This is a genomic window from Cupriavidus pauculus (assembly GCF_008693385.1).
Lineage (GTDB): Bacteria > Pseudomonadota > Gammaproteobacteria > Burkholderiales > Burkholderiaceae > Cupriavidus > Cupriavidus pauculus_D.
Genome location: NZ_CP044065.1, coordinates 1,316,012 through 1,336,960, shown reverse-complemented (window position 1 = coordinate 1,336,960; position 20,949 = coordinate 1,316,012). Strand labels below are relative to the sequence as shown.

At 64.5% G+C, this 20,949-nt stretch carries 18 protein-coding genes; 9 read left to right on the top strand and 9 right to left on the bottom strand.

Annotated elements, in window-relative coordinates:
- Position 1 precedes the first annotated feature (1 nt).
- The 3 genes from FOB72_RS06085 to FOB72_RS06075 are packed head-to-tail and all read right to left on the bottom strand — an operon-like array spanning position 2 to position 3,766.
- Positions 2–1,363 (bottom strand): amidase, encoded by a 1,362-nt coding sequence (locus FOB72_RS06085; RefSeq protein WP_150371714.1) that lies wholly within the window; start codon positions 1,361–1,363, stop codon positions 2–4.
- A 19-nt stretch (positions 1,364–1,382) separates the two neighbouring features.
- A complete protein-coding gene (locus FOB72_RS06080; RefSeq protein ID WP_150371713.1) occupies positions 1,383–2,879 on the bottom strand; it encodes a M81 family metallopeptidase in 1,497 nt (498 codons plus the stop codon).
- Positions 2,876–3,766: an oxaloacetate decarboxylase gene (locus FOB72_RS06075; protein ID WP_150371712.1), complete on the bottom strand. Its 891-nt coding sequence runs from the start codon at positions 3,764–3,766 to the stop codon at positions 2,876–2,878. Before FOB72_RS06075 ends, FOB72_RS06080 begins: the two co-directional genes overlap by 4 nt.
- Positions 3,767–3,889: 123 nt before the next feature.
- Here FOB72_RS06075 and FOB72_RS06070 point away from each other — a divergent pair, with 123 nt between their 5' ends.
- From FOB72_RS06070 to FOB72_RS06060, 3 genes are all read left to right on the top strand, one after another.
- Complete coding sequence (locus FOB72_RS06070; protein ID WP_150371711.1) at positions 3,890–4,816, top strand: LysR family transcriptional regulator; 927 nt, start codon at positions 3,890–3,892, stop codon at positions 4,814–4,816.
- A 162-nt stretch (positions 4,817–4,978) separates the two neighbouring features.
- Positions 4,979–5,953 (top strand): tripartite tricarboxylate transporter substrate binding protein, encoded by a 975-nt coding sequence (locus tag FOB72_RS06065; protein WP_150371710.1) that lies wholly within the window; start codon positions 4,979–4,981, stop codon positions 5,951–5,953.
- A gap of 24 nt (positions 5,954–5,977) precedes the next feature.
- The gene (locus FOB72_RS06060; RefSeq protein WP_150371709.1) at positions 5,978–7,429 is read left to right on the top strand and encodes an FAD-binding oxidoreductase; all 1,452 of its coding nucleotides are present in this window, start codon (positions 5,978–5,980) and stop codon (positions 7,427–7,429) included.
- A gap of 17 nt (positions 7,430–7,446) precedes the next feature.
- Here the strand turns inward: FOB72_RS06060 and FOB72_RS06055 are convergent, their stop codons facing one another.
- From FOB72_RS06055 to FOB72_RS06050, 3 genes are all read right to left on the bottom strand, one after another.
- On the bottom strand, positions 7,447–7,719 hold the full coding sequence (locus FOB72_RS06055; RefSeq protein ID WP_150371708.1) for a hypothetical protein: 273 nt from the start codon (positions 7,717–7,719) through the stop codon (positions 7,447–7,449).
- 418 nt (positions 7,720–8,137) lie between these two features.
- Positions 8,138–8,302, bottom strand: a complete 165-nt coding sequence (locus tag FOB72_RS32135) for a hypothetical protein (protein ID WP_191002205.1) — start codon at positions 8,300–8,302, stop codon at positions 8,138–8,140.
- A gap of 397 nt (positions 8,303–8,699) precedes the next feature.
- Positions 8,700–10,130, bottom strand: coding sequence for a sensor domain-containing diguanylate cyclase (locus tag FOB72_RS06050; protein ID WP_150373767.1), 1,431 nt, complete (start codon positions 10,128–10,130; stop codon positions 8,700–8,702).
- Positions 10,131–10,517: 387 nt separating this feature from the next.
- Between FOB72_RS06050 and FOB72_RS06045 the strand changes: the two genes are divergently transcribed.
- Positions 10,518–10,748, top strand: coding sequence for a tautomerase family protein (locus FOB72_RS06045; protein ID WP_150371707.1), 231 nt, complete (start codon positions 10,518–10,520; stop codon positions 10,746–10,748).
- Between the two features lie 51 nt (positions 10,749–10,799).
- On the opposite strand, the gene FOB72_RS06040 is transcribed toward FOB72_RS06045, so the two are convergent.
- Complete coding sequence (locus FOB72_RS06040) at positions 10,800–11,675, bottom strand: LysR family transcriptional regulator (RefSeq protein WP_150371706.1); 876 nt, start codon at positions 11,673–11,675, stop codon at positions 10,800–10,802.
- 124 nt (positions 11,676–11,799) lie between these two features.
- Here FOB72_RS06040 and FOB72_RS06035 point away from each other — a divergent pair, with 124 nt between their 5' ends.
- Complete coding sequence (locus FOB72_RS06035; protein WP_150371705.1) at positions 11,800–12,711, top strand: LysR substrate-binding domain-containing protein; 912 nt, start codon at positions 11,800–11,802, stop codon at positions 12,709–12,711.
- Here the strand turns inward: FOB72_RS06035 and FOB72_RS06030 are convergent.
- Positions 12,662–14,155 carry an N-acyl-D-amino-acid deacylase family protein gene (locus tag FOB72_RS06030; RefSeq protein WP_150373766.1) on the bottom strand — a complete coding sequence of 498 codons (1,494 nt, stop codon included), beginning with the start codon at positions 14,153–14,155 and terminating at the stop codon, positions 12,662–12,664. The two genes, FOB72_RS06035 and FOB72_RS06030, sit on opposite strands and share 50 nt — an antisense overlap.
- A gap of 14 nt (positions 14,156–14,169) precedes the next feature.
- On the bottom strand, positions 14,170–15,084 hold the full coding sequence (locus FOB72_RS06025) for a Bug family tripartite tricarboxylate transporter substrate binding protein (protein WP_223851432.1): 915 nt from the start codon (positions 15,082–15,084) through the stop codon (positions 14,170–14,172).
- Between the two features lie 295 nt (positions 15,085–15,379).
- Here FOB72_RS06025 and FOB72_RS06020 point away from each other — a divergent pair, with 295 nt between their 5' ends.
- From FOB72_RS06020 to FOB72_RS06005, 4 genes are all read left to right on the top strand, one after another.
- Complete coding sequence (locus tag FOB72_RS06020) at positions 15,380–16,423, top strand: succinylglutamate desuccinylase/aspartoacylase family protein (protein ID WP_150371704.1); 1,044 nt, start codon at positions 15,380–15,382, stop codon at positions 16,421–16,423.
- 61 nt (positions 16,424–16,484) lie between these two features.
- Entirely contained in the window at positions 16,485–17,834 is a 1,350-nt protein-coding gene (locus FOB72_RS06015) for an MFS transporter (protein ID WP_150371703.1), read from the top strand.
- 238 nt (positions 17,835–18,072) lie between these two features.
- On the top strand, positions 18,073–19,809 hold the full coding sequence (locus FOB72_RS06010; protein ID WP_150371702.1) for an IlvD/Edd family dehydratase: 1,737 nt from the start codon (positions 18,073–18,075) through the stop codon (positions 19,807–19,809).
- 45 nt (positions 19,810–19,854) lie between these two features.
- Positions 19,855–20,943, top strand: a complete 1,089-nt coding sequence (locus FOB72_RS06005; protein ID WP_150371701.1) for an ABC transporter ATP-binding protein — start codon at positions 19,855–19,857, stop codon at positions 20,941–20,943.
- Positions 20,944–20,949: the final 6 nt, after the last annotated feature.

Sequence of the window (20,949 nt, the reverse complement as noted above, 5' to 3'; positions counted from 1 at the left end):
GTCAGCCGACGGATTCAAACAGCCTCAAGAGCCATGCGTCACGTGCGAAAGGCGCGACGATCTGCAACCCGACAGGGAGCCCCGCAACGCAACCGGCGGGCACGCTCAACGCCGGGAGCCCCGTCGCGTTCCAGGGGCTGGTCAGGCTCAGCAGAGCCGCCCTCGCATCCGTGCGGGTGCCATCGACGATGATGTCTCGTTCGCCGACACGGGGCGCCGTGATCGGCGTGGTGGGCATGACGAGCAAGTCGTAGCGCGTAAAAAACGTTGCCATGGCCTCGCGCAACAATCGCTGCTCGTGGAGGCCTTGCACATACTCCCATCCGGCGACCTGGGCGGAGACCTCCAGCCGCGATCTGACTTCAGCATCGAAAAGCTCTGGGGCGGCCCGCATGCGTGCGGCATGGACCGCGTAGGCCTCGGATCTTTGCAGCGCCGCGACGCACGCAAGAAGACGTCTGGAGAGGGGCTGAACATCCTCCACGGCATCGAAAGATTCCACCTTCCCCGCCAGCCATTCCTCCGCATGACGCCGCACGCATGCGCGCACTGCGGGGTCAACGGGTCCGAGATCGCTGCCGTCGATCCATGCTACCCGCGGCCGCCCCGTGGGGCCATCCACGGTTTCCGCTCCGGGGCTGAGCGCGCGAAAGATGAGCGCCGCGTCCGCAACCGTCCTCGCCATCGTGCCGAGATGATCGAGGCTCGAGGAGAGCGGGAACACGCCGTCCATCGGCACGGTATTGAAGCTCGGTTTAAACCCGACCGTGCCGCACAGTGCCGAAGGAATCCGCACTGAGCCTCCTGTATCCGTTCCAAGGGCCAGCGGCACCATGCCAGCTGCAATGGCAGCGGCGCTGCCCGCGCTGGAACCGCCCGTCATGCGACTCATGTCGTGTGGATTTCTTGCGGCGCCCTGCAGGGACCGGTCCCCGGTAGGACCATAGGCGAACTCGTGGGTCAGCGTCTTTCCAACGATGATCGCCCCGGCCGCACGCAGCGACGACACGCATGCGGCATCGCGTAACGGCCGATGGCCCGCGAAGTGGGCGGAGCCATAGGTCGTCGGCATATCGAATGTATCGATATTGTCCTTTACGGCGACAGGCAACCCGTCCAGCGGGCCGAGCGCATGGCCCTCTGCCCGCCTTCGATCCGAAGCCGCAGCCGCACGACAGGCCCCTTCGGCGTCGACGTGGACAAACGCGTTGATCAGCGGATTCAGCCGCTCGATCTCGTCAAGGCATCGTTGGACGACCTCACGGCTCTCGAGCGTGCCACGTTGCAGGTGTGACGACAGCTCCGTCGCCGTGACGGACGCGAAATATCCCGCCACGGGGCGAGTGACATCGGATGGATGCATATGACAGACCTCGAAAGGGTTACGACAGGAAGGCTGGGCCGTTCGGGCGCACGCGCATGCCTGGCCGCAGGCGGCGCCAGGGCAGGTCGCCAGGGTCGGCGGCCATCGGTCCCGGCGCCTTCGCCACGAGCACCGCGCGCGCGATAGGCTCGAAGTCCGCACGAAAATGCACCGAGCTCTTGACCACGAGGATGTCCACCTCCGCGGGCTCGACGCCGGCCGCACGGATCAGATTGCGATCGATAACCTGAGATTTGACGGAGCACACGCAGATCGTGACACCGTCCACTTCGAGGCCCGCGACGGGCCCGATGTCCGTCCACAATCCATGCTTCATCACGCCGTCGTAACGCAGCTTTCCATCGGACAGATGGCGCACGATGCATCGGGCGATGAGCGGCGCATCGCCTGCCACACCGGACTTCCCGCCGATGGACAACGTCATCCGTGCGCCAACACCCGCCGCGTGGGCCATGCGCGCTGCCTCCGGGTCCCATATCAGGCCGACGGCGGCATTTGTCGCTCCCGCCGCCAGCAGGGCGCGAACCATACCCATGGTGTTCGAGTCAGCGCCGGCGCCGGGGTTGTCCTGCGTATCGGCGATGATCACCGGCCCACCGGTGTTTCGGACGATCTCCTGCGCGCGCGCCACCGCCGCTTCGGGCGTAAGGAATCCCGCATCCCACGCGGACTCGTCGGCCGTCACGCAGGCATGGAGACGGTCCACTGCCGCGGCAACGGCCGACGCGTCGGCCCCGTAACCCCAGACGACGCCGCCGCATTCGGGAATATCGGCGGCGGGGAAGCCTGGCGTGAACGAAAGACTTTCCACCGCCGCGCCCGTCTCCAGACGGGCGAGTTCCGCGTAGACATCCGCGGCAGGCGCCATCTGCGTACACATTGCATTGATGGGAATCAGGAACGGGACGCGCCGCGCGTGCAGATGCCAGGGGCTCGGACGTTCCAGCAGGCGATGCAACAGATCCGCGGCACGGGCGCCTGTCGCAGCCAGGTCGATATGCGGATATGTGCGATATGCCACCAATGCATCCGCCGCGCCGAGCATGCCGGACGTGACGTTGGCATGAAGGTCCAGCGATGCGACGATCCTGACGTCTGGACCCACCGCATCGCGCAACCGTGCCAGCAACTCCCCTTCGGGATCGTCGAGATGTTCGCAGACAGCGGCACCGTGCAGGTCGAGGTAGACACCATCGGGGCGGCATTGCTTTGCCGCATCCACGATCTCGGCGGCAATCTTCTCGAACGCGTCCTCCGTGACGTGCGCCGAAGGACTCGCTCCTGCCCATATTACGGGCTGTACGGCATGTCCCAGTGTACGGATACGCCGCAGAAAGCCGCCAACCGGAAGATTCACGTCGCGCAGTTCCAGAATGGCGTCGCCGCGACGCATGGCCGGAAAGCTTTCGCCCCGCTCGAAGCTCTCGTACGTCGCCTTGGTCGGCGCGAAAGTATTGGTTTCGTGCTGGAAGCCAGCAATCAGGATTCGCTTCATTCGACAAGAGTCTGCTGCGTGGTGAATGCCTCGGCGCGAGTCGCATAGGCGTCGTATCCCAGCACGTGGCGCAATGCCGCGCGATCGAAGGCGTAGGGTCGCCCCTCTTCCGAAGCGAGCTGTGCCAACGCTTCGCGCATGCCATGCATGGCGGGCGCCAGCGTTGAAAACGGAAACGTGCCCAGCCGCAGTCCCAGGCTTTGCGCATGTCTTCCGGAATACGGCGGACGCGATGGTTCGCCAGTCACGACCCCAAAAGCGGGCCGGCCGCGTGCGGCGGCGACGGATCGCACGATCTCTTCCTCGCTGGCGGGCGCATCGAGCAACACGATGTCCGCACCCGCCTCCACGAATAGCGCGATGCGCGCCAACGCTTCGTCGAGGCCAAGCGTTGGCCGGCAATCCGTCCGCGCAAGCACGAGCATGCCGGACTCGCGGGACGCCTCGACGGCGGCGCGGACCTTGATGACCGCTTCTTTCCGCGGCAGGCATAGCTTCTCCTGCGCATCCAGCACACGCGGAGACGCCTTGTCCTCGATCATGATGGCTGCCGCGCCTGCTCGGCCGAACGCCCGGACGGTGCGCTCGACGTTCAGCGCATTCCCAAATCCATGGTCGCCGTCGACCATGACCAATGCGGCTGGCGCCGCTTCGCGCACCATCACGAGCGCGTCGAGCAGCTCCGCGAAACTGATGAGGTCCAGATCCGGCCCCCCGAAGCGAGCGGCCGACACACACAGGCCCGACACGAACAGCGCGTCGAATCCGGCCTGTGTGGCCACCCTCGCGCTCAGGCCGTCCCACACCGAGGGCATCGGTAGAAAGCCGGTGGTCTCGAGCCGTCCGCGCAATGCGTCGCCGGCGCCGAGCTTGAAGATTTCAGACATGGATCGCTGCCAGTGAGAAGAATCGACAGTCTGCGGGGTCCCCAGCCCGTGAACAATAACGTCCCCCTTGCGATTTCGTTGCTACGCAGGCAACAATTGCCGAAACGCAAGCTTGGAGATGCAATGGGTCAGGCAGGACGGGTCGTCAACGAGCACCGGCTCAGATACTTCTTCGAGGTGGTCAAAGCCGGTTCCATCCGCGGTGCTGCCGAGCGCCTCGACGTCGCGGCGTCGGTGGTGACGCGGCAGATCCAGCAACTGGAGCGGGAGCTCGGGTGCCGCCTCCTGGAACGCCACGGGCGCAACGTCCGGCCGACCGAGGCTGCCGGTCTGGTCATCGAGCATTGCCGGGACCGCTGGGCCAGCGAGGAGCTGCTTCTCGCGCGCCTCGACGAGCTCAAGGGACTACAGCGTGGCGAGATTCGCATCGTCGCCGGGGAAGGATTTCTCGAACAACTCAGCCAGACGCTGACACTCGACTTCTGCAAGCGCTATCCGAACATCAACCTGAAGCTCGACCAGGTCAGCAGCTATGAGGTGGTGCGCATGGTGCTGGAGGACGAGGCGCATATCGGCATTGCGTACTGCTCGCCCGAGAGTGGATCCGTACGCCTGCTGCGGTCACGATCGCTACCGGTGGGGCTGATCGCGGCGCCCGGGCATCCGTTGGCACGAATGCGGGCACCCATCGCGCTTAAGGATGTGCTGCCGCACCGCGTGGCGCTGATGCAGGAACAGTTTGGTGTCAGGCAGTTGCTGGTGTCCGCCGAGTACGCGGAGGGAATCCAGTTCGTCCCGCACTTCAGCTCGAACTCGCTCGCCGCCGTGAAGAATCACGTGAAATCCGGCGCAACGGTCACCTTTCTGTCGGCCAACGCGGTCGCACGCGAGGTCGCCACCGGGGAACTGGTCCATATCCCTATCCGGAACAGCATCCTGGAGGCCGCCACGGTCCAGCTGATCGTTCGCGCCGGGCGAGCGTCTTCGGCCGCCCTGCAGGAAGTACAGCGGTGCATTACGCAGATGCCGCTTTTCGCCGGCGGGACCTAGGTCGGGGGGCGCAGTGTCGCCGAATCGTTGACCACAGGGCAACGATTTAGCGGCGGCGACTGCATTGATTCGGAGGGCGGCGGAAACCAATAATAGGTTCGCCGGCCGCAGGTTCGGCCACGCGACCGTTACCCGAATCATCCATTTCGCATGACTGCCATCATGAAGCGCCTTGCCCTCCCCCTTCTCGCCGCGACCGCCCTGCTCCTGCCGCTACTGGGAAAGGCCCAGTCCGACTCCCACTACCCGACCAAGCCCGTCCGGCTCATCATCGGCTACGCACCGGGCGGATCCGCAGATTCGCTCGCGCGGCTGATCGCCAATCGCCTGTCCGTCCAGATGGGACAGACCTTCGTCGTCGACAACCGGCCTGGCGCCGCAAGCAGCATCGGCGCCAATGCAGTCGCCAAGTCGAATCCTGACGGCTACACGATCTTTCTTGGCTCGAACGCGAACACCATCAACGTCACGCTCTACAAGAAGCTGCCATTCGACCTGCAGAAGGATCTTGCACCGATCGGGCTCGTGGCGAGTTTCCCGAACATCATGGTCGTCAGTCCTTCGCTTCCCGTGAAGAGCGTCAGCGACTTCATTGCCTATGCGAAGGCGCACCCGAACGCCGTCAACTATGGCTCGTCGGGACTCGGCTCTTCCACTTTCATCGCGGGCGAAATGTTCCGTTCCATGGCGGGCATCGAGATGCAGCACGTGCAGTACAAGGGTAGCGCTCCAGCGTTGACGGACCTGATGGCAGGACAGGTGCAGGTGATGTTCGACAATGCGCCATCCGTGCTGCCGTTCGTCCAGAGCGGAAAACTGCGCGCGCTTGCCGTCACCAGCCCGCAGCCGCAGGGCTTTCTCCCGGGTGTGCCCACCATGACGTCGTCCGGACTTCCCGGGTACGAGATCTCTTCCTGGTATGGGCTCTTCGCACCGGCCGCCACGCCTTCGGCCATCGTCGCGGCTCTGAACAAGGAACTCAATATCGCGCTGCAGGACAAGAGCCTGCGCGAAAAACTCGCGGCACTGGGCGCCACGCCCGAGGGTGGCACCGCCGAGGCGTTCAAGGCGCATGTCTCAAAGGAAATCCCGAAATGGGCAACGCTGATCCGCAACTCCGGCGCAAGCGCGGAGTGACACTGCACGATGCGAGCATCCAGCATGACCGTTTCAGTCCAGACCGCCGCTGAAGCCCTGACCGAACTGGTCGGCGCCGCCAACTGCACCGTAGCCGCACAGGACAAGCGGCCTTATCTCACGGATTACCGCGGCATCTTCCACGGCGAGGCCATGGTGGTGGTAACGCCTGTTTCGACGCAGCAGGTGGGCGATGTCGTATCGTGGTGTTACCGGCACGACGTCCCGGTCGTACCGCAGGGCGGCAATACGTCGCTGATGGGTGGCGCGGTCCCCGACGATACCGGCACGGCCGTCGTCATCAGCCTGCGAAAGCTGAACCGCGTGCTGTCGGTCGATGTCGTCAACGACACCATGACGGTGCAGGCCGGCGTCACCCTCGCGGCTGCGCGCGAGGCCGCGGAGAACGCGCAGCGACTCTTCCCGCTGCGCATTGGCTCCGAAGGATCGTGCCAGATCGGGGGCAATGTCTCCACCAATGCGGGCGGCACCGCCGTACTGCGGTACGGCAATATGCGAGACCTCGTGCTCGGCATCGAAGTCGTGCTGCCGGACGGCCGTATTTATTCGTCGCTCAAGGGGCTGCGCAAAGACAATACGGGCTACGACCTCAAGCAACTTTTCATTGGTGCCGAGGGGACGTTGGGCATTGTCACCGCCGTGGTGCTGAAGCTCGCGCCGCAGCCGAGGGCTACCGCGGCGGCTTTCATCGCGGTAAAGAACCCGCATGCGGCAGTCGCGCTCCTTCAGGCCGCGAAAATCGGCTCTGGCAACGCCGTGAGCGCATTCGAGCTCGTGTCCGCTCCCGCGCTAGAACTTGTTCTGGACTACCTTGGCGATGCGAAATCGCCTCTGCAACACGCGCACGAATGGATGGTTCTGATGGAGCTGACATCGGGCGGCACCGACGAGGCATTGCACGCGGCACTATTGGACATTCTCGAGCTCGGCTTCGCGGAAGGGCTGATCGAAGACGCCGCAATAGCGGCGAGCCTTGCCGATATTCAGGCTTTCTGGCGCATTCGCGAAGACATCTCCGATGCGCAAACGCGCGCGGGCGGCAGTATCAAGTGCGATGTGTCCGTACCGATCTCGCGCATTGCCGATTTTATCGACGCCGCGTCGGCCGAGGTGCTAGCGCTCGACCCCGAGATTCGCCTCGTCATCTACGGTCACCTGGGCGATGGCAATGTCCATTTCAATCCTCTGAGGCCTCGAGACCAGCAGGCGGCCGAGTTTCTGGCGCGGCACTACAGGGTAGTATCGGAGACCGTCGACGGCCTCGCACACCGTGAGCACGGTTCTATTTCCGCGGAGCACGGTATCGGTGTGGTGAAGCGCGACGACCTGCGGAAGTACAAGTCTGAGGTGGAACTGCAGTTGATGTGGCAAGTAAAACGGGCGCTGGACCCGAAGAATCTATTGAACCCTGGGCGTGTACTTCCCGAGCCCGACGACCCATGCGCCATCCACTGAGGACACCCAAGGAAGAGTTATCCGTATTGCTCGATGAAGTGAGGAACCGGCGGCAGGAAATACTGCGAGACGCTCGACACCGCCTTCCTCGGAGTGCGGGCGAAGGCGAGTACTGGCCGCTCGTCCTCGCCTCCCTCGGACATCAAATGAATGCGCGGACGATCAGGCAACAAGTCATCGGACTCGCCTGTGCCGTGGAGTTCGGCTTGCGAGTCTCGCCGCCTGCCGATCTGGCCGCACGCCTCCAGGCAGAAGCGGCGCCCCTCCGGACGCTGTACTGGGTCGCTCAACGGCGACTGCGATTGACAGCGACGCACCGAGATTACGGTCGGTAACGGCGTGATGAACGTGCTGGTTAGCGCAGGGCCGATGGCCCACGGACTGGCACATCGGCGCCGTGAATGAGCTCGTTGCGAAACTGTGGTCCCGGCATCGGAGCTTGACGCCGCGATTAAGGAAATCAAGAAACTGCAGCGCCTACTCGGGAAGACGACAATGGAGGTCGAAACATATCGACTAGGAGGCGACACACTTGCATCCCTCGCAAGGAGAGAGAGTGGGGTGCGATCCCAAAAAATGAAAAAGCCTTCCGCACTGAGAGCTTAGATGCGCAAGGCGCATCAGATCCGCACTTCCTGCACCCGAGTGGGTGCAAGTGACTACGCTGTCTTTCGGCGTGCACCACCGCCCTTCAACTGCGCGGCCTTCTCACGTTTCGCGCGGCAGGCGGATGGAAATTGCCTGCATGCCTAAAGACGCATCGACTTGCTCCTGAAGCGCCTTCGGTGCGACCTGCACGTATTGCTCATCCGCGCCCAGTGTACCGTTGTCCCATGCCTCATCGGTACCTGGGATTGTGGTGGCTTGCGTCATGGCTTCTCCTGATTTCATCCTGTAACCGCGGGTGCCATGCATGCGGAGCCTGCGTGGCAGGTCGCCAGTGTACATACAAGCGCGTGTGCAGCGTGATCTGCTAGACGTGAAGCGGAACATTTAAAGGATTGCCCATCCAACTAATCCTCATCTATACCGATAACAAACACTATCGATACCGCCGCACTGCGCGCCTGCGACGAGGCCGTTCCTCGCGGGTCGGTGTTGAGCGCAACTGGCGTGAGCACGGACCACTAGAGATCTCTTCGATTCAGAGACCAATGCGTGACACGACCACCGTCTGGTCCCATTGGACGCAAGTGACGAAAGGCCGCTGAGGGGGCCACGATCTATCCCGCGACGAGGCGCTCCAACGTGCTGCCTTGCGCCAATAACGTCACGCCACCGACGCCCCGTCCTCCACACATGCCTCCCCGTCCCGCCACCCCCTCCAGACGACGCGATTCCGGCCTTCTCTTTTGGCCTGGTAAAGGGCGTCGTCCGCCGATTTGGTCAGGTGGTCGATGGAGCCGGCGGGTGACCAGCGGGTCGTGGTGCCGCCGATGCTGACGGTGAACGGTGGCTGCGCTGACGACCCCTGACGTTCCACGTCATGGCGGATGGCCTCGGCGATGCGGATGCCGGTGCCTTCGTCGGTGTTGGGTAAGACGACCACGAATTCTTCGCCGCCGTAGCGGGCGGCTAGGCCATTGTGTTGTGCTGCATGACGCAGAAGGTGCGAGGCCAGTCGCTTGAGGGCCTCGTCTCCGACGGCGTGACCGAACGCGTCGTTGTAGTCCTTGAAGTTGTCCGCGTCCACGAAAAGCACCGACAGGACCGCTGCGTGTCCGTCGCTCCGCTGCAATCGCGCCCACTCGCTTTCCAGCGCGGCGGACAACGCGCGGCGATTCTTCAGGCCGGTCAGGGAATCCGTTTGCGTGAGTTCCATCAGGTGCTGCTGCGCCCTCACCCGATCCCTGAGCGCGAAGGAAAGCAACCACACGACCGTGCAGAAGGCCACGCTGATCGCGAATGACGCGCTGCCAACGCCCCAGCACAGCCGCGTCCAGGACGCCAACGCCTCCTCTTTCGCGGGTGCCATGACCGCGATGAACGGTGTCCCCGGCACGCGCTGGTACGTGTAGAGCCGCACGACGCCGTCGATGGACGAACGGGCTTCATAGAAGCCCGATTGCTGGCTCACCATTCTGGGAAACGTTGGCGACAGCTTGAGGTCAGGCGCCGGCATGACGGCCGAGGATGGATTGCGCGCGATCACGCTGCCGTCGATACGCACGATCGCCGTCGCGCCGCGGCGGCCGACATCGAGCTGGGCAAGGAGCTGCCGGAAGTAATCGACGTCGATCGCAAGGACCGCCACCCCTGCGAACTCCCCGTCGGGCCGGGCGATTCGCCGACTCAGGGCGATGGCTTCGACGCCGCCGCGCGAGCGCGCCCGGTAGGCGGCAGACACGTAGAGTCCCGCGTCTGCCCTGCTTCGATGGATTCGAAAGTAGTCTCTGTCGCTGAAGTCCCACTTGTGCGTGCTCGAGCAGCAGCCATCGATGAGCTGCCCCCGATCGTCCGTCACGCCCATCCCCGTCACGTACCTGGCCGCCGCCGTGCCGTTGAACAGCACTTCATGGCGCGTCTTCGGGTCCATGGCCCGGATGCCCGGCCTGGCCAATGCCGCGATCAGCATTTGCAGCGACTGGTCCGACGAGTCCATGGTCCTGGCAATGTTGTTGACCAGCACCGCAGCCACGTTCTTCGACGTCTCGTGGGCATGCAACAGCGCGGTTTCACGCGCTGACCAGAGCGTCAGCATGGAAATGCCAAACGCGACGAGGGTCAGCAAGGTACCGAGGACACCGACGAGCACCGGATGGCGACCCACCCAGGGGGCAACTGCTTTGGCGTGAATACGAGATAACACGATGAAAAGTCAGGACAGCTTGTCACATGCCCGTCAAAAAGCCTTCCTCCCACGGGAAAGACACCTCCGAGGCATGCGCCTGCCATGCGGGACGATAGCCAACCTTCCATGTTAACGGCGGTGCATGACAAAGATGAAGATGGGACATCCTCCCCCGGCGCAAATGGCTGTCGATTGTTGGCGAATGCCGGATGCTGTTACCAGCGCACGGGATTTATCGCCGAGCCAGGATCCTCAATACTCGTCGCACCAACACCGCAACCACACAGGAGTACTGCCATGCCATTCGCCAACTTCAAGTTTCCGGAGGGGATTCTCGATCATGCCCGCAAGGAGGAAATCATCCACCGCACCACGGCGATGTTCGTCGAGTATTTCGGTGAGGGCGTCCGCCCTTATTCGATGGTGCTCGTCGAGGAAGTCGCGGACGGCGGCTGGGGGCGCGCCGACGAGACGCTGACGCTGGAAAAGATGGGGCTCGGAACTCGGGCCGACAAGGGCGGCGCGTAGTCCCCAGTCGCATCCGTCGCCGGCGCGGCAAACACGGGGATAGCCTCCAGGCTAGCCGAACTGCGCGGCGAATCGTTTCAGCGCGGCGTTCGTCTCCCCGGCGGCGAAGCAGAACTCGAGCGGCAACGGCACCGACAGGTCCCGCAACGCCACGAAGCGCACGCGCGCCGGCGGACGGTCGCGATTCGCGGCATTGACGATGGCGGCGCCCATGCCCGCCGATACCAGCGACAGGATTGCAGTCTCCGTCGAGGCTTCCTGGCGGATATCGAGCGTGAGACCGGCTGTCGCGCACACGGATAGCAAATGGTCGTGATACGCGGGATAGACGCGCCGCGGAAATGCGATGAACGGCTTTCCCGCCAACTCGGCGGCCGCAACGGAGGCCAGGCGAGCGAGCGGCCACGCCGCCGGCACGGCCAGCACGACGTTCTGCTCGAGGATGCGAACGCTCGCGATGCCTTCCGGCAGCGTGCCGAAGCGATAGCAGAAGCCTCCATCGAGGCGCCCTGCTGAAATCGCCTCCAGCTGTTCCGGCGTGTTCATCGGCATGAGCTCGAGCGCGATATGCGGTGCCGCTTGCTCGAAGGCATGAAGCGCGTCCGAGACGACGCCGCTCCAGGCCGCGTTCTCCACGAAGCCGATACGCAGATGGCCCTGCACGCCTTCCGCGATCCTGCGTGCGAGGCGGTTGGCCGCATCGACGCGCGCGAGGATCTCGCGCGCTTCCTCCAGGTAAGCCTGCCCCGCCGGCGTCAGCTTGAGGCCGCGCGGGGTGCGCTCGAACAGCGCGGCGCCTATCGACTCTTCGAGATCCTGGATCTGCCGCGAGATGGCGGGTTGCGTCACGTGCAGCTGTTCCGATGCGGCCCGCACGCTGCGCAGTTCCGCGACGGCGGTGAAATAGCGAAGATGCCGGAGTTCCATGATGTTCCCGAACGGAGCGAAACGTCTGGCGATGATACCGTCACGCCATGGTGCGGGCAGGCAGAAACGTTGTATCTTCCCGCGAGAGCAACTGTCACCCCGCGACTGCCACCACCCGACCGCCATGAAAAGCACCACTGGACGCCATCTTCCCGCGCTGACCAATCTCGTTGCCCTGGAGACCACTGCCCGCCTGGGCAGCGTGACGGGCGCGTCCGAGGAGCTTTGCCTGACGCAAGGCGCCGTCAGCAAGCAGATCACGGAGCTGGAGGACTTTCTCGGCGTGCGATTGCTGAATCGCCGCAAGGGCGCGATGGCCGCCACCCCAATCGGCGAGGAGTACCTGAAGACCGTGCGCAAGGCGCTAGCGATGCTGGAGGAAGCGACCCGCGAGGTGCAATCCGGATGGGCCGCAGGAGGCAGGCTGAACCTCTCCGTGCCGGTATCGCTCGGCAACATCTGGCTGCTGCCGCGGCTGCTCCGGTTCGCGAAAGAACAGCCGCAGATCCAGCTGAACGTGACCACGAAGGTCGGACCCATCGATCTCGAGAACGCCCAGCAGGATGCCGCGATCATGTACTGTTCGGACCCGCCGCCGCAGCATTACTCGATGAAGGTCATGCCGCTCGAGCTCTTTCCGGTCTGCGCCCCCGAGCTGCTGCCGGCCGGAGCGACGCTGGCCACGGCCACGAAGAAGCGCCTGCCGCTGCTGCATCAGATGGCGGCGCTCGAAGCCTGGCCGTCCTATCTGAAGCAGCAAGGCATCCGGCAACCCGCGCGCGACGGCCCACGCTACGGCCTGCTGACCATGGGCCTGCAGGCCGCGCTGGGCGGCATGGGTGTCGCGTTGTTGCCCGACTACGTGACGGGCGAGGATATTCGGGCAGGACGATTGATCCGCCTGTCGTCCACCGCCTACGTGTCGCCGAAGTCGTACTACTTCGTCTGCCTCGAAGAGAAGCTGGCCCACCCCGCGATGCACACCTTCATTGCATGGCTGCGCGAGCAGCGTTCGGAGGAGATGCCGGCGGCTTGACCGCATCGCTTTTTACAAGCGTCGAGCCCACGAAGCGTCCGGGCCGATTGCCGGTGGGCCGGCCATCGCGCAACGTCGCCTCACCGGCAACGAGCACATGGAGAACGCCGACGGACGGCTGCACCGGATCGTCGAACGTGGCGCGATCCTGGATCGTCGCGGGGTCGAACACGGTAATGTCCGCCACATGCCCCACGCGCAGTTCCCCGCGGCGTTCCAGGCCGAAGCGCCGCGCGGCGAGGCCCGTCATCTTATGGACGGCGCGCTCGAGCGGAAACAGGCCCAGATCCCGTGCGTACAACCCGAGCACGCGCGGAAACGTGCCCCACAGACGCGGGTGCGGGGTCTCGTCGGAGGGAATGCCGTCGGAGCCCACCATCGTGTCCGGATAGGCAAGGATGTCGCGGACATCGCCCTCGTCCATGATGAAGTACACCGCGCCACCGGGCGTGAGCGACTCCGCCACCTCGCGACGCGTGCGTCCCCATGCCTCGGCGATCTCTTCCAGATACCGGCCGGCCACCTCGGGGTGGGTCGCCGACCAGGTGATGAGGATGCGGTCGCACTGGTCCACGCGCTCGGGACGCAGCATCGTCGACGACGCGGCGTACGGATAGCAGTCCATGCACAGCGGCATGGTCTGCGCCAGCGCGTTCACCTGCGCAAGCGTCTCGCGGCTACGGCCATGGTTTTGCTTGCCCACGAGCTTGTGGTGCGAGATGACCGTGGACACGCCCAGCGCCTTGCCGATTCGCGCCGTTTCGTCGATGGACTCGCGCACACGGTCGCTCTCGTCCCGCATGTGCGACACCAGGACCCCGCCGAGCCGCCGCATGGGTTCGCACATGCGCACGATCTCGTCCTCGGACGCGGCGGCCGATGGTGGATAGAACGTGCCCGTCGACACGCCGATGGCGCCCTCCTGCAATGCCGTTTCCACATCCTCCCGCATGCGATCGATCTCGGCGTCGCTCGCAGCCGCGCCCAGTTGACCGACGTGCCGCGCACGGAGGGTGGACTGCCCGACCAGCACCGCGACGTTGACCGCGGCGGGACTCGCGGCGAATGTATCCCGGTACGCCTGCACGGATTCGAACCGGTAGCCGCCGCGCAGGATATCGAGCGGCGCCGGAGGAATCGCGTCGGTCACCAGCGGGAACAGGCTGATGCCGCAATTGCCTGCGATGATCGTGGTCACGCCTTGCGTCACCTTCGGCAGCATCTCGGGCGACTGGAACACCAGCCAGTCGTCATGCGTGTGCGTGTCGATGAAGCCGGGCGTCACCGCCAGCCCGGTGGCATCGATATCGGTGACGGCCCGTGCATCGCGCAGGTCGCCGATCGCGACGATCTCCCCGCCGCGTATCGCGATATCGGCGGATCGCCGCGGAGCGCCCGTACCGTCGATAAGGTCGCCGTTGCGGATGATGGTGTCGAATGAAATGGTCATGCTCATCCTCAATCCACCTTGGCGCCGCTCTTGCGCACGAGCTCGCCGAATTTCACGGTTTCGGCGGCGATCAGCGCCTGAAAGTCGCGCGCGGTCCCGCCCAGCGGCTCGAACGACAGCCGGTCCAGCTGCGCGCGGAACTCCGGATCGCGCAGGATCGCGTTGACCTCCTTGTTCAGCCGCTCGACCGCTTCCGGAGGCGTGCCCGGCGACGCGACCAGCCCGGCCCACGCGGTGACCTCATAGCCCTTGAGACCCGCTTCCGACAACGTCGGAATATCGGGATAACGGGGCGAGCGATTGCGCGACGTCACGGCCAGCGCACGCACCCGATGCGACGACACGTAGGGGCCGATCGAGGGCACGTTGTCGAACATCAGCTGCACGCTGTTGCCGACAAGGTCCTGCAGGGCCGGCGTGCTTCCCTTGTATGGGACATGCGTGATATCGACCTGCGTCATGACCTTGAACAGTTCCCCGCCCAGATGGCTCGTGGTGCCGTTACCTGCCGAGCCCATCGACAACTTGCCGGGATTCGCGCGCGCATAGCTCACCAGTTCCTGGACCGACTTGACGGGCAGCGACGGATTGACGGCGAGAATGCTGAAGGTGGTCACGAGCCCGACGATGGGCAGCAGCTTGTCAGGATCGTAGGGGAGCTTGCTGTACAGGAAGCGGTTCGTGGCCAGCGTGGCATTGTTGCCGTAGGCCACGGTATAGCCATCGGCCGGCGCGGCCAGCAGCGCCTGGATGCCGATATTGCCGCCGGCTCCGGGCCGATTCTCGACCACCACAGGTTGCCCGAGCCGCCGGGAAAGCGCTTCTCCGAACAGCCTTGCCACGATGTCTGGCGAGCCGCCCGGTGCGGTTGGCACGATCAGCCTCACAGGCTTCTCCGGCCACGCGGCATGGGCGACGCTCATCCCTGACAGCGCTGGCGCTATCAGCCCGATGGCCATAGAGGCCAGGACGCTTCTTGTCGGACGCATCATCTCTCACTCTCCTCGATCCTTGATGTCACGACGATGAGTATCGCCAGAGGGCGACGGCGGATCCTAGTGAAGTTTCGTCGATGATGTATTCCGACACGGAATAGTAGAGAAACGCTGGATGCGATGCCTGAAAGGCATCGGCGGCTGCAATCAACGGCAATTGTCCGCCGTCATCAAATCGTCAATAGTTTATGCATGCCCGTTCCCGTCTCAAGGAGATCCCCCCATGCATGCACGACCGTCCACCCCCACCTCCAAACCCTCACAGAAGTCGCTGATCTCGACCGACATCGACTATGACCGCGAGGGTTTCCAGACGGGCACGTTACGCATTCCTTATTCGCATGATCGCTCGGCCTATGGTCATATCCCCACGCCCATTGCCGTGCTCAAGCATGGCGACGGTCCCACGGTCCTGCTGACGGGCGGTAACCACGGCGACGAATACGAGGGGCCGGTGGCATTGATGAAGCTGCTGCAACGCATGCCGTCGATGCGTATCGATGGCCGCCTGATCGTCATCCCCGCGCTGAACTTCCCCGCCTTCCTCAATGGCTCGCGAACCTCGCCAATCGACCGCGGCAACCTGAATCGCATGTTCCCCGGCGATCGAAACGGATCGCTGACGGCGATGATCGCGCACTATGTCGATACGGAGCTCTTTCCGCGCGCGGACATCGTGTTCGATCTGCATGCAGGCGGCGCATCGTTCGACCATATGCCGACGCTGCTCGCCGCGCTGCCCGGCAATGCGGAACGGCATGCAGAATACATCCGGCTGGTGGACGCCTTCGCCGCGCCGCACACGATGATCATGGATCTGCTCGGTGAAGACCGGACCTATGGCGCGGCGGCGGAGCGCCATGGCACGCTGTTCCTGTGCGGCGAGTTTGGGGGCGGCGCCGCCTGCAACGTCGACGGCGTGAAGATCGTCGAGGACGGGTTGCGCAGATTCCTTCATGCGACGGGGCTCACGCGCGACGACCGGCCCGAGGCAGCAGCGCGCCCCACCGCGCTGATTCGCGTTGACGGCGCCCGTCACTATCTGTTCGCGCCGCGACATGGCGTGTTCGAGCCCTGCTTCCGGCGCGGCGACACCGTGGCCGCGGGCCAGCTGGCGGGGCGGCTCTTCGACCCGCACGCGCCGTGGGAGGCGCCGCGCGAACTGCATTTTGCCGGCGATGGCATGGTGGTCTGCGCGCGTACGTTTGCACGGGTTGAGCCGGGCGACTGCATCGCGCTGCTGGCGGCCGATGCGCGCTGGCAATAGCCCGCCGCCGATTGCACTTTCTTTATTCCGCTGCCGTTACCCCTCCCCCCTGCAAAACGACATGCCGAACAACCACCCTTCTTCCTCCGAAGCCACGACGTATCGCGCCTTCTCCCATGCGTACATCGTCGGGATGTTTTTCCTGTGCTTCGCGTTCTCGTACATCGACCGCCAGGTCGTCAGCATTCTGGTTCAGCCGCTCAAGGCGTCGCTCTCGCTGAGCGATATGCAGATCGGTCTTCTGCAAGGTATCACCTTCACGATGTGCTACGCGACGGCGGGCGTCTTCGTGGCGCGGCTTGTCGATCGGTCCAATCGGGTATTGCTCAGCGCGGCCTGCGTGGCCATCTGGGCCGTCTCCACCGCCATGTGCGGCACCGCCACGACGTTCTGGGAGCTGCTGCTCTGGCGCGCGGGAACCGCCATCGCCGAAGCGGCGCTGAGTCCTGCCGCGTTGTCGATCTTCAGCGACCTCTTCCCCCCTCGCAAGGTGGCGCGTGCGAGCGGCGCGTTCATGCTCGGCCCGTATGCAGGTGGCGGCGTCGCGCTGCTCGGCGGCGGCGCGTTGCTCGGATGGATGGAGCAGCCCGCGATGTCGGCGTGGTTGACCGCGCATGACCTCCACCCCTGGCAGATGGTGTTCTTTACGGTGGGACTCCCCGGCATCGCGCTTGCCGCGCTGGTGGCCCTGACGATCAAGGAGCCCGCGCGGCAAGGCACCCGCAATGCGGACGATGCCGGCGACGCGCCCCCGCTGCGCGAGGTGCTGAGCGAACTATTCGTGCGCAACCGCTTTTGCCTGCCCTACTTCTTCGGTTATGTGGCGCTGATCCTGCTGTTCTATTCGCACGCGGCGTGGTTTCCCACGATGGTCATTCGACGGTTCGGACTCAGTGCCAGCGAAGTGGGAAAGCTTGCGGGGCCGATGTATATGCTCGGCGGGATGGCGGGCGTGATCGCTGCCACGCTGCTCGTGGGGAAGGTCACCGACCGCGGGGCCCTGCGCAAGGTGTTGCGCATCGCCGCGTGCGCGGCCACCGCGCTCGTTCCGGCGGCGTGCATCGCGCCACTGGCCCCTTCGGCAATGGCCGCCCTCGCCATGTACGGCGTCTGCGCGTTCGCCGCAAGTGTCGTGATGGCGCTCGCGCCGGTGCCACTGCAGATTGCCATTCCGAACCGGATGCGCGGCCGTTCCATTGCGTTGCTCGTTTTTCTGACCAATGCCATCAGCGGTGGCGTGGGTCCCTTCGCGGTGGGCTGGATCAACGAGCGGCTGGCCGATCCGCAGAACGGCCTTGCCACGGCGCTCGCCATCGTGGGCACGGCCGCCGCGGCGTTGAGCGCCATGCTGTACTGGATTGCCACGCGGAATACGCCGCGCGTTGAGGTGGAGGCGCTTGCCGCAGCGTAGGTCTAACTGACGGCGGCGGCGACTTTGACCCAGCGATTAATTGCATTCCAAAATCCGGGTCACGCGTGCTTCCGGGTTCGGAGATGCGTACGGGTTATCACTCATTATTGGTAATTCCCATTCAACTGTTCACGGCCGTGACCTAGACTGCCTTGGACTCGGCATGCGTGCGGCGCAGCGGTGTGGTCGCGGGTATCCGGATCTGCACCCCGTATGAAGCAGAACGCAGGAGACCCGAGTGAACGACGACGACAATGGGCGCCGGCCAAAGCTACGCAGCCAGGCCTGGTTCGGCCGGCTAGATCGAGACGGCTTCATCTACCGTTCGTGGCTCAAGAATCGCGGGATTCCCCATGACCAGTTCGACGGCCGCCCGGTCATCGGCATCTGCAATACCTACTCCGACCTGACGCCCTGCAATTCCCATTTCCGGGAGCTCGCTCAGCAGGTCAAGACCGGCGTGTGGGAAGCGGGCGGATTTCCGCTCGAATTCCCGGTAATGTCCCTGGGGGAAACCTTGCTCCGCCCCACCGCCATGCTGTTCCGCAACCTGGCCAGCATGGACGTCGAGGAATCGATTCGCGGGAACCCGATCGACGGCGTGGTGCTGTTGATGGGCTGCGACAAGACCACGCCGGCGCTGATGATGGGCGCCGCGTCATGCGACCTGCCGACTATCGGTGTCTCGGGCGGCCCCATGCTCAGCGGCAAGTTCCGCGGACAGGAACTGGGCTCCGGTACCGACGTGTGGAAGATGTCGGAAGAGGTCCGCGCGGGACACATGTCGCAGGAAGACTTTTTTGAAGCCGAGAGCTGCATGCACCGTTCTCACGGCCATTGCATGACCATGGGCACGGCTTCCACGATGGCGTGCATGGTCGAATCGCTCGGCATGAGCCTGCCCGGCAATGCCGCGATTCCGGCCGTTGACGGGCGCCGCAACATTCTCGCGCGCGCATCGGGGCGACGCATCGTACAGATGGTCAAGGACAACCTCGTCATGTCAACGATCCTGACCCGCGCGGCATTCGAGAATGCCATCAAGGTCAATGCGGCGATCGGCGGCTCGACCAACGCGGTCATCCATCTGCTGGCCATCGCCGGGCGTATCGGCGTGGAGCTCGACCTCGATGACTGGGACCGCCTCGGCCACGCCCTGCCCTGCCTGCTGGATCTCCAGCCGTCGGGCCGGCACCTGATGGAGGACTTCTACTACGCGGGCGGCCTGCCTGCCGTGATCCGGGAAATGGGGCCGCTGCTGGCGCGCGACGCGCCGACGGTCAACGGCAGGACGCTCTGGGAAAACTGCAAGGACGCACCGAACTGGAACCGCGACGTCATCCATGCCTTCGACACACCCTTCAAGCCCCACGCGGGCATCGCCGTGCTGCGCGGCAATCTGTGCCCGGACGGGGCTGTGATCAAGCCTTCGGCCGCAAGTCCCGCCCTGCTCAGGCATACCGGACGCGCCGTGGTGTTCGAGAACAGCGACCACATGCATGAACGGCTCGACGACGAAGCGCTCGACGTCGACGAACACTGCGTGCTGGTCCTGAAGAACTGCGGCCCGCGCGGTTATCCGGGCATGGCGGAGGCCGGCAACATGCCCCTGCCGCCCAAGCTGCTGCGCAAGGGAATTACCGATATGGTGCGCATCTCCGACGCGCGCATGAGCGGCACCGCGTACGGCACCGTGGTGCTGCACGTGGCCCCGGAGGCCGCCGCGGGCGGCCCGCTGGCGCTGGTGGAGGACGGCGACCTCGTGGAACTCGACGTCGAGGCGCGCAAGCTCCATTTGCACGTGAGCGACGAAGAGCTCGCGCGGCGACGCGCGGCGTGGCAACCGCCGCAGGCGCCGATGGAACGCGGCTGGACGCGCCTTTACTTCGAGCACGTGCAGCAGGCCAACCGAGGCGCCGACCTCGACTTCCTCGTCGGCAAGAGCGGCGCGGGCATCCCCAAGGACAATCATTAGCAGCCCATAAGTGCGAGACCACGCGAGACAAAGGAGACAGAACGCATGGCATCGGTACAGATTCGGGAGGTGAAGAAAAACTTCGGCGGCACGCCGGTCATTCGCGGGGTCAGCATCGACATTCCGGACGGGCAGTTCACGGTACTGGTCGGCCCATCCGGGTGCGGCAAATCCACGCTGCTGCGCATGCTGGCAGGGCTCGAGGAAATCACGTCCGGAGAGGTCGCCATTGGCAACCGCGTGGTCAACCGGCTGCCGCCAAAGGAGCGCGACATCGCGATGGTGTTCCAGAACTACGCGCTGTACCCGCATATGTCCGTCTACGACAACATGGCGTTCTCGCTGAAGCTGGCCGGCATTCCCAAAGACACGATCAAGCAGAAGGTCGACAAGGCTTCCGGCATTCTTGGACTTGGCCAGTTGCTTGACCGTTATCCGCGCCAGCTCTCCGGCGGCCAGCGTCAGCGTGTGGCGATGGGACGCGCGATCGTGCGCGATCCGCAGGTGTTCCTGTTCGACGAACCGCTTTCGAATCTCGATGCAAAGCTGCGCGTCCAGATGCGCGCCGAGATAAAGGAATTACACCAGCGGCTGCGTACCACGTCGGTCTATGTCACGCACGACCAGATTGAAGCGATGACCCTCGCCGACCAGATCGTGGTCATGCGCGAAGGCCGCGTCGAGCAGCGCGGGCGGCCCCTGGCGCTCTATGACCACCCCGACAATCTGTTCGTGGCCGGTTTCATCGGTTCGCCGGCAATGAACTTCATTCCCGGCGTGTTACGCCGCCAGAACGGCAAGATGAAGGTGGAGCTTGCCGATGGCACGCAGTTGCCATCGCCGGAGCGGCTCGCGGCGAATGCCGGCGTTGACGACCAGCGCGTCATTTATGGCGTGCGGCCCGAGCATCTGGAATGTGGCGCGCCAGGCGAAGGCATTCCGACCAGCGTCGCGGTGGTGGAACCCACGGGTGCCAATACCGAGGTGTATTCGCGCTTTGGGGATACGGACCTCATCGCGATGTTCCGCGAGCGACATGATTTTGTAGCGGGCCAGGCGCTGCATCTGGTGCCCGACCACAAGCACACGCATCTGTTCGATGCGGAGACGGGACAGGCACTGCCCCGACAATGATTCCAT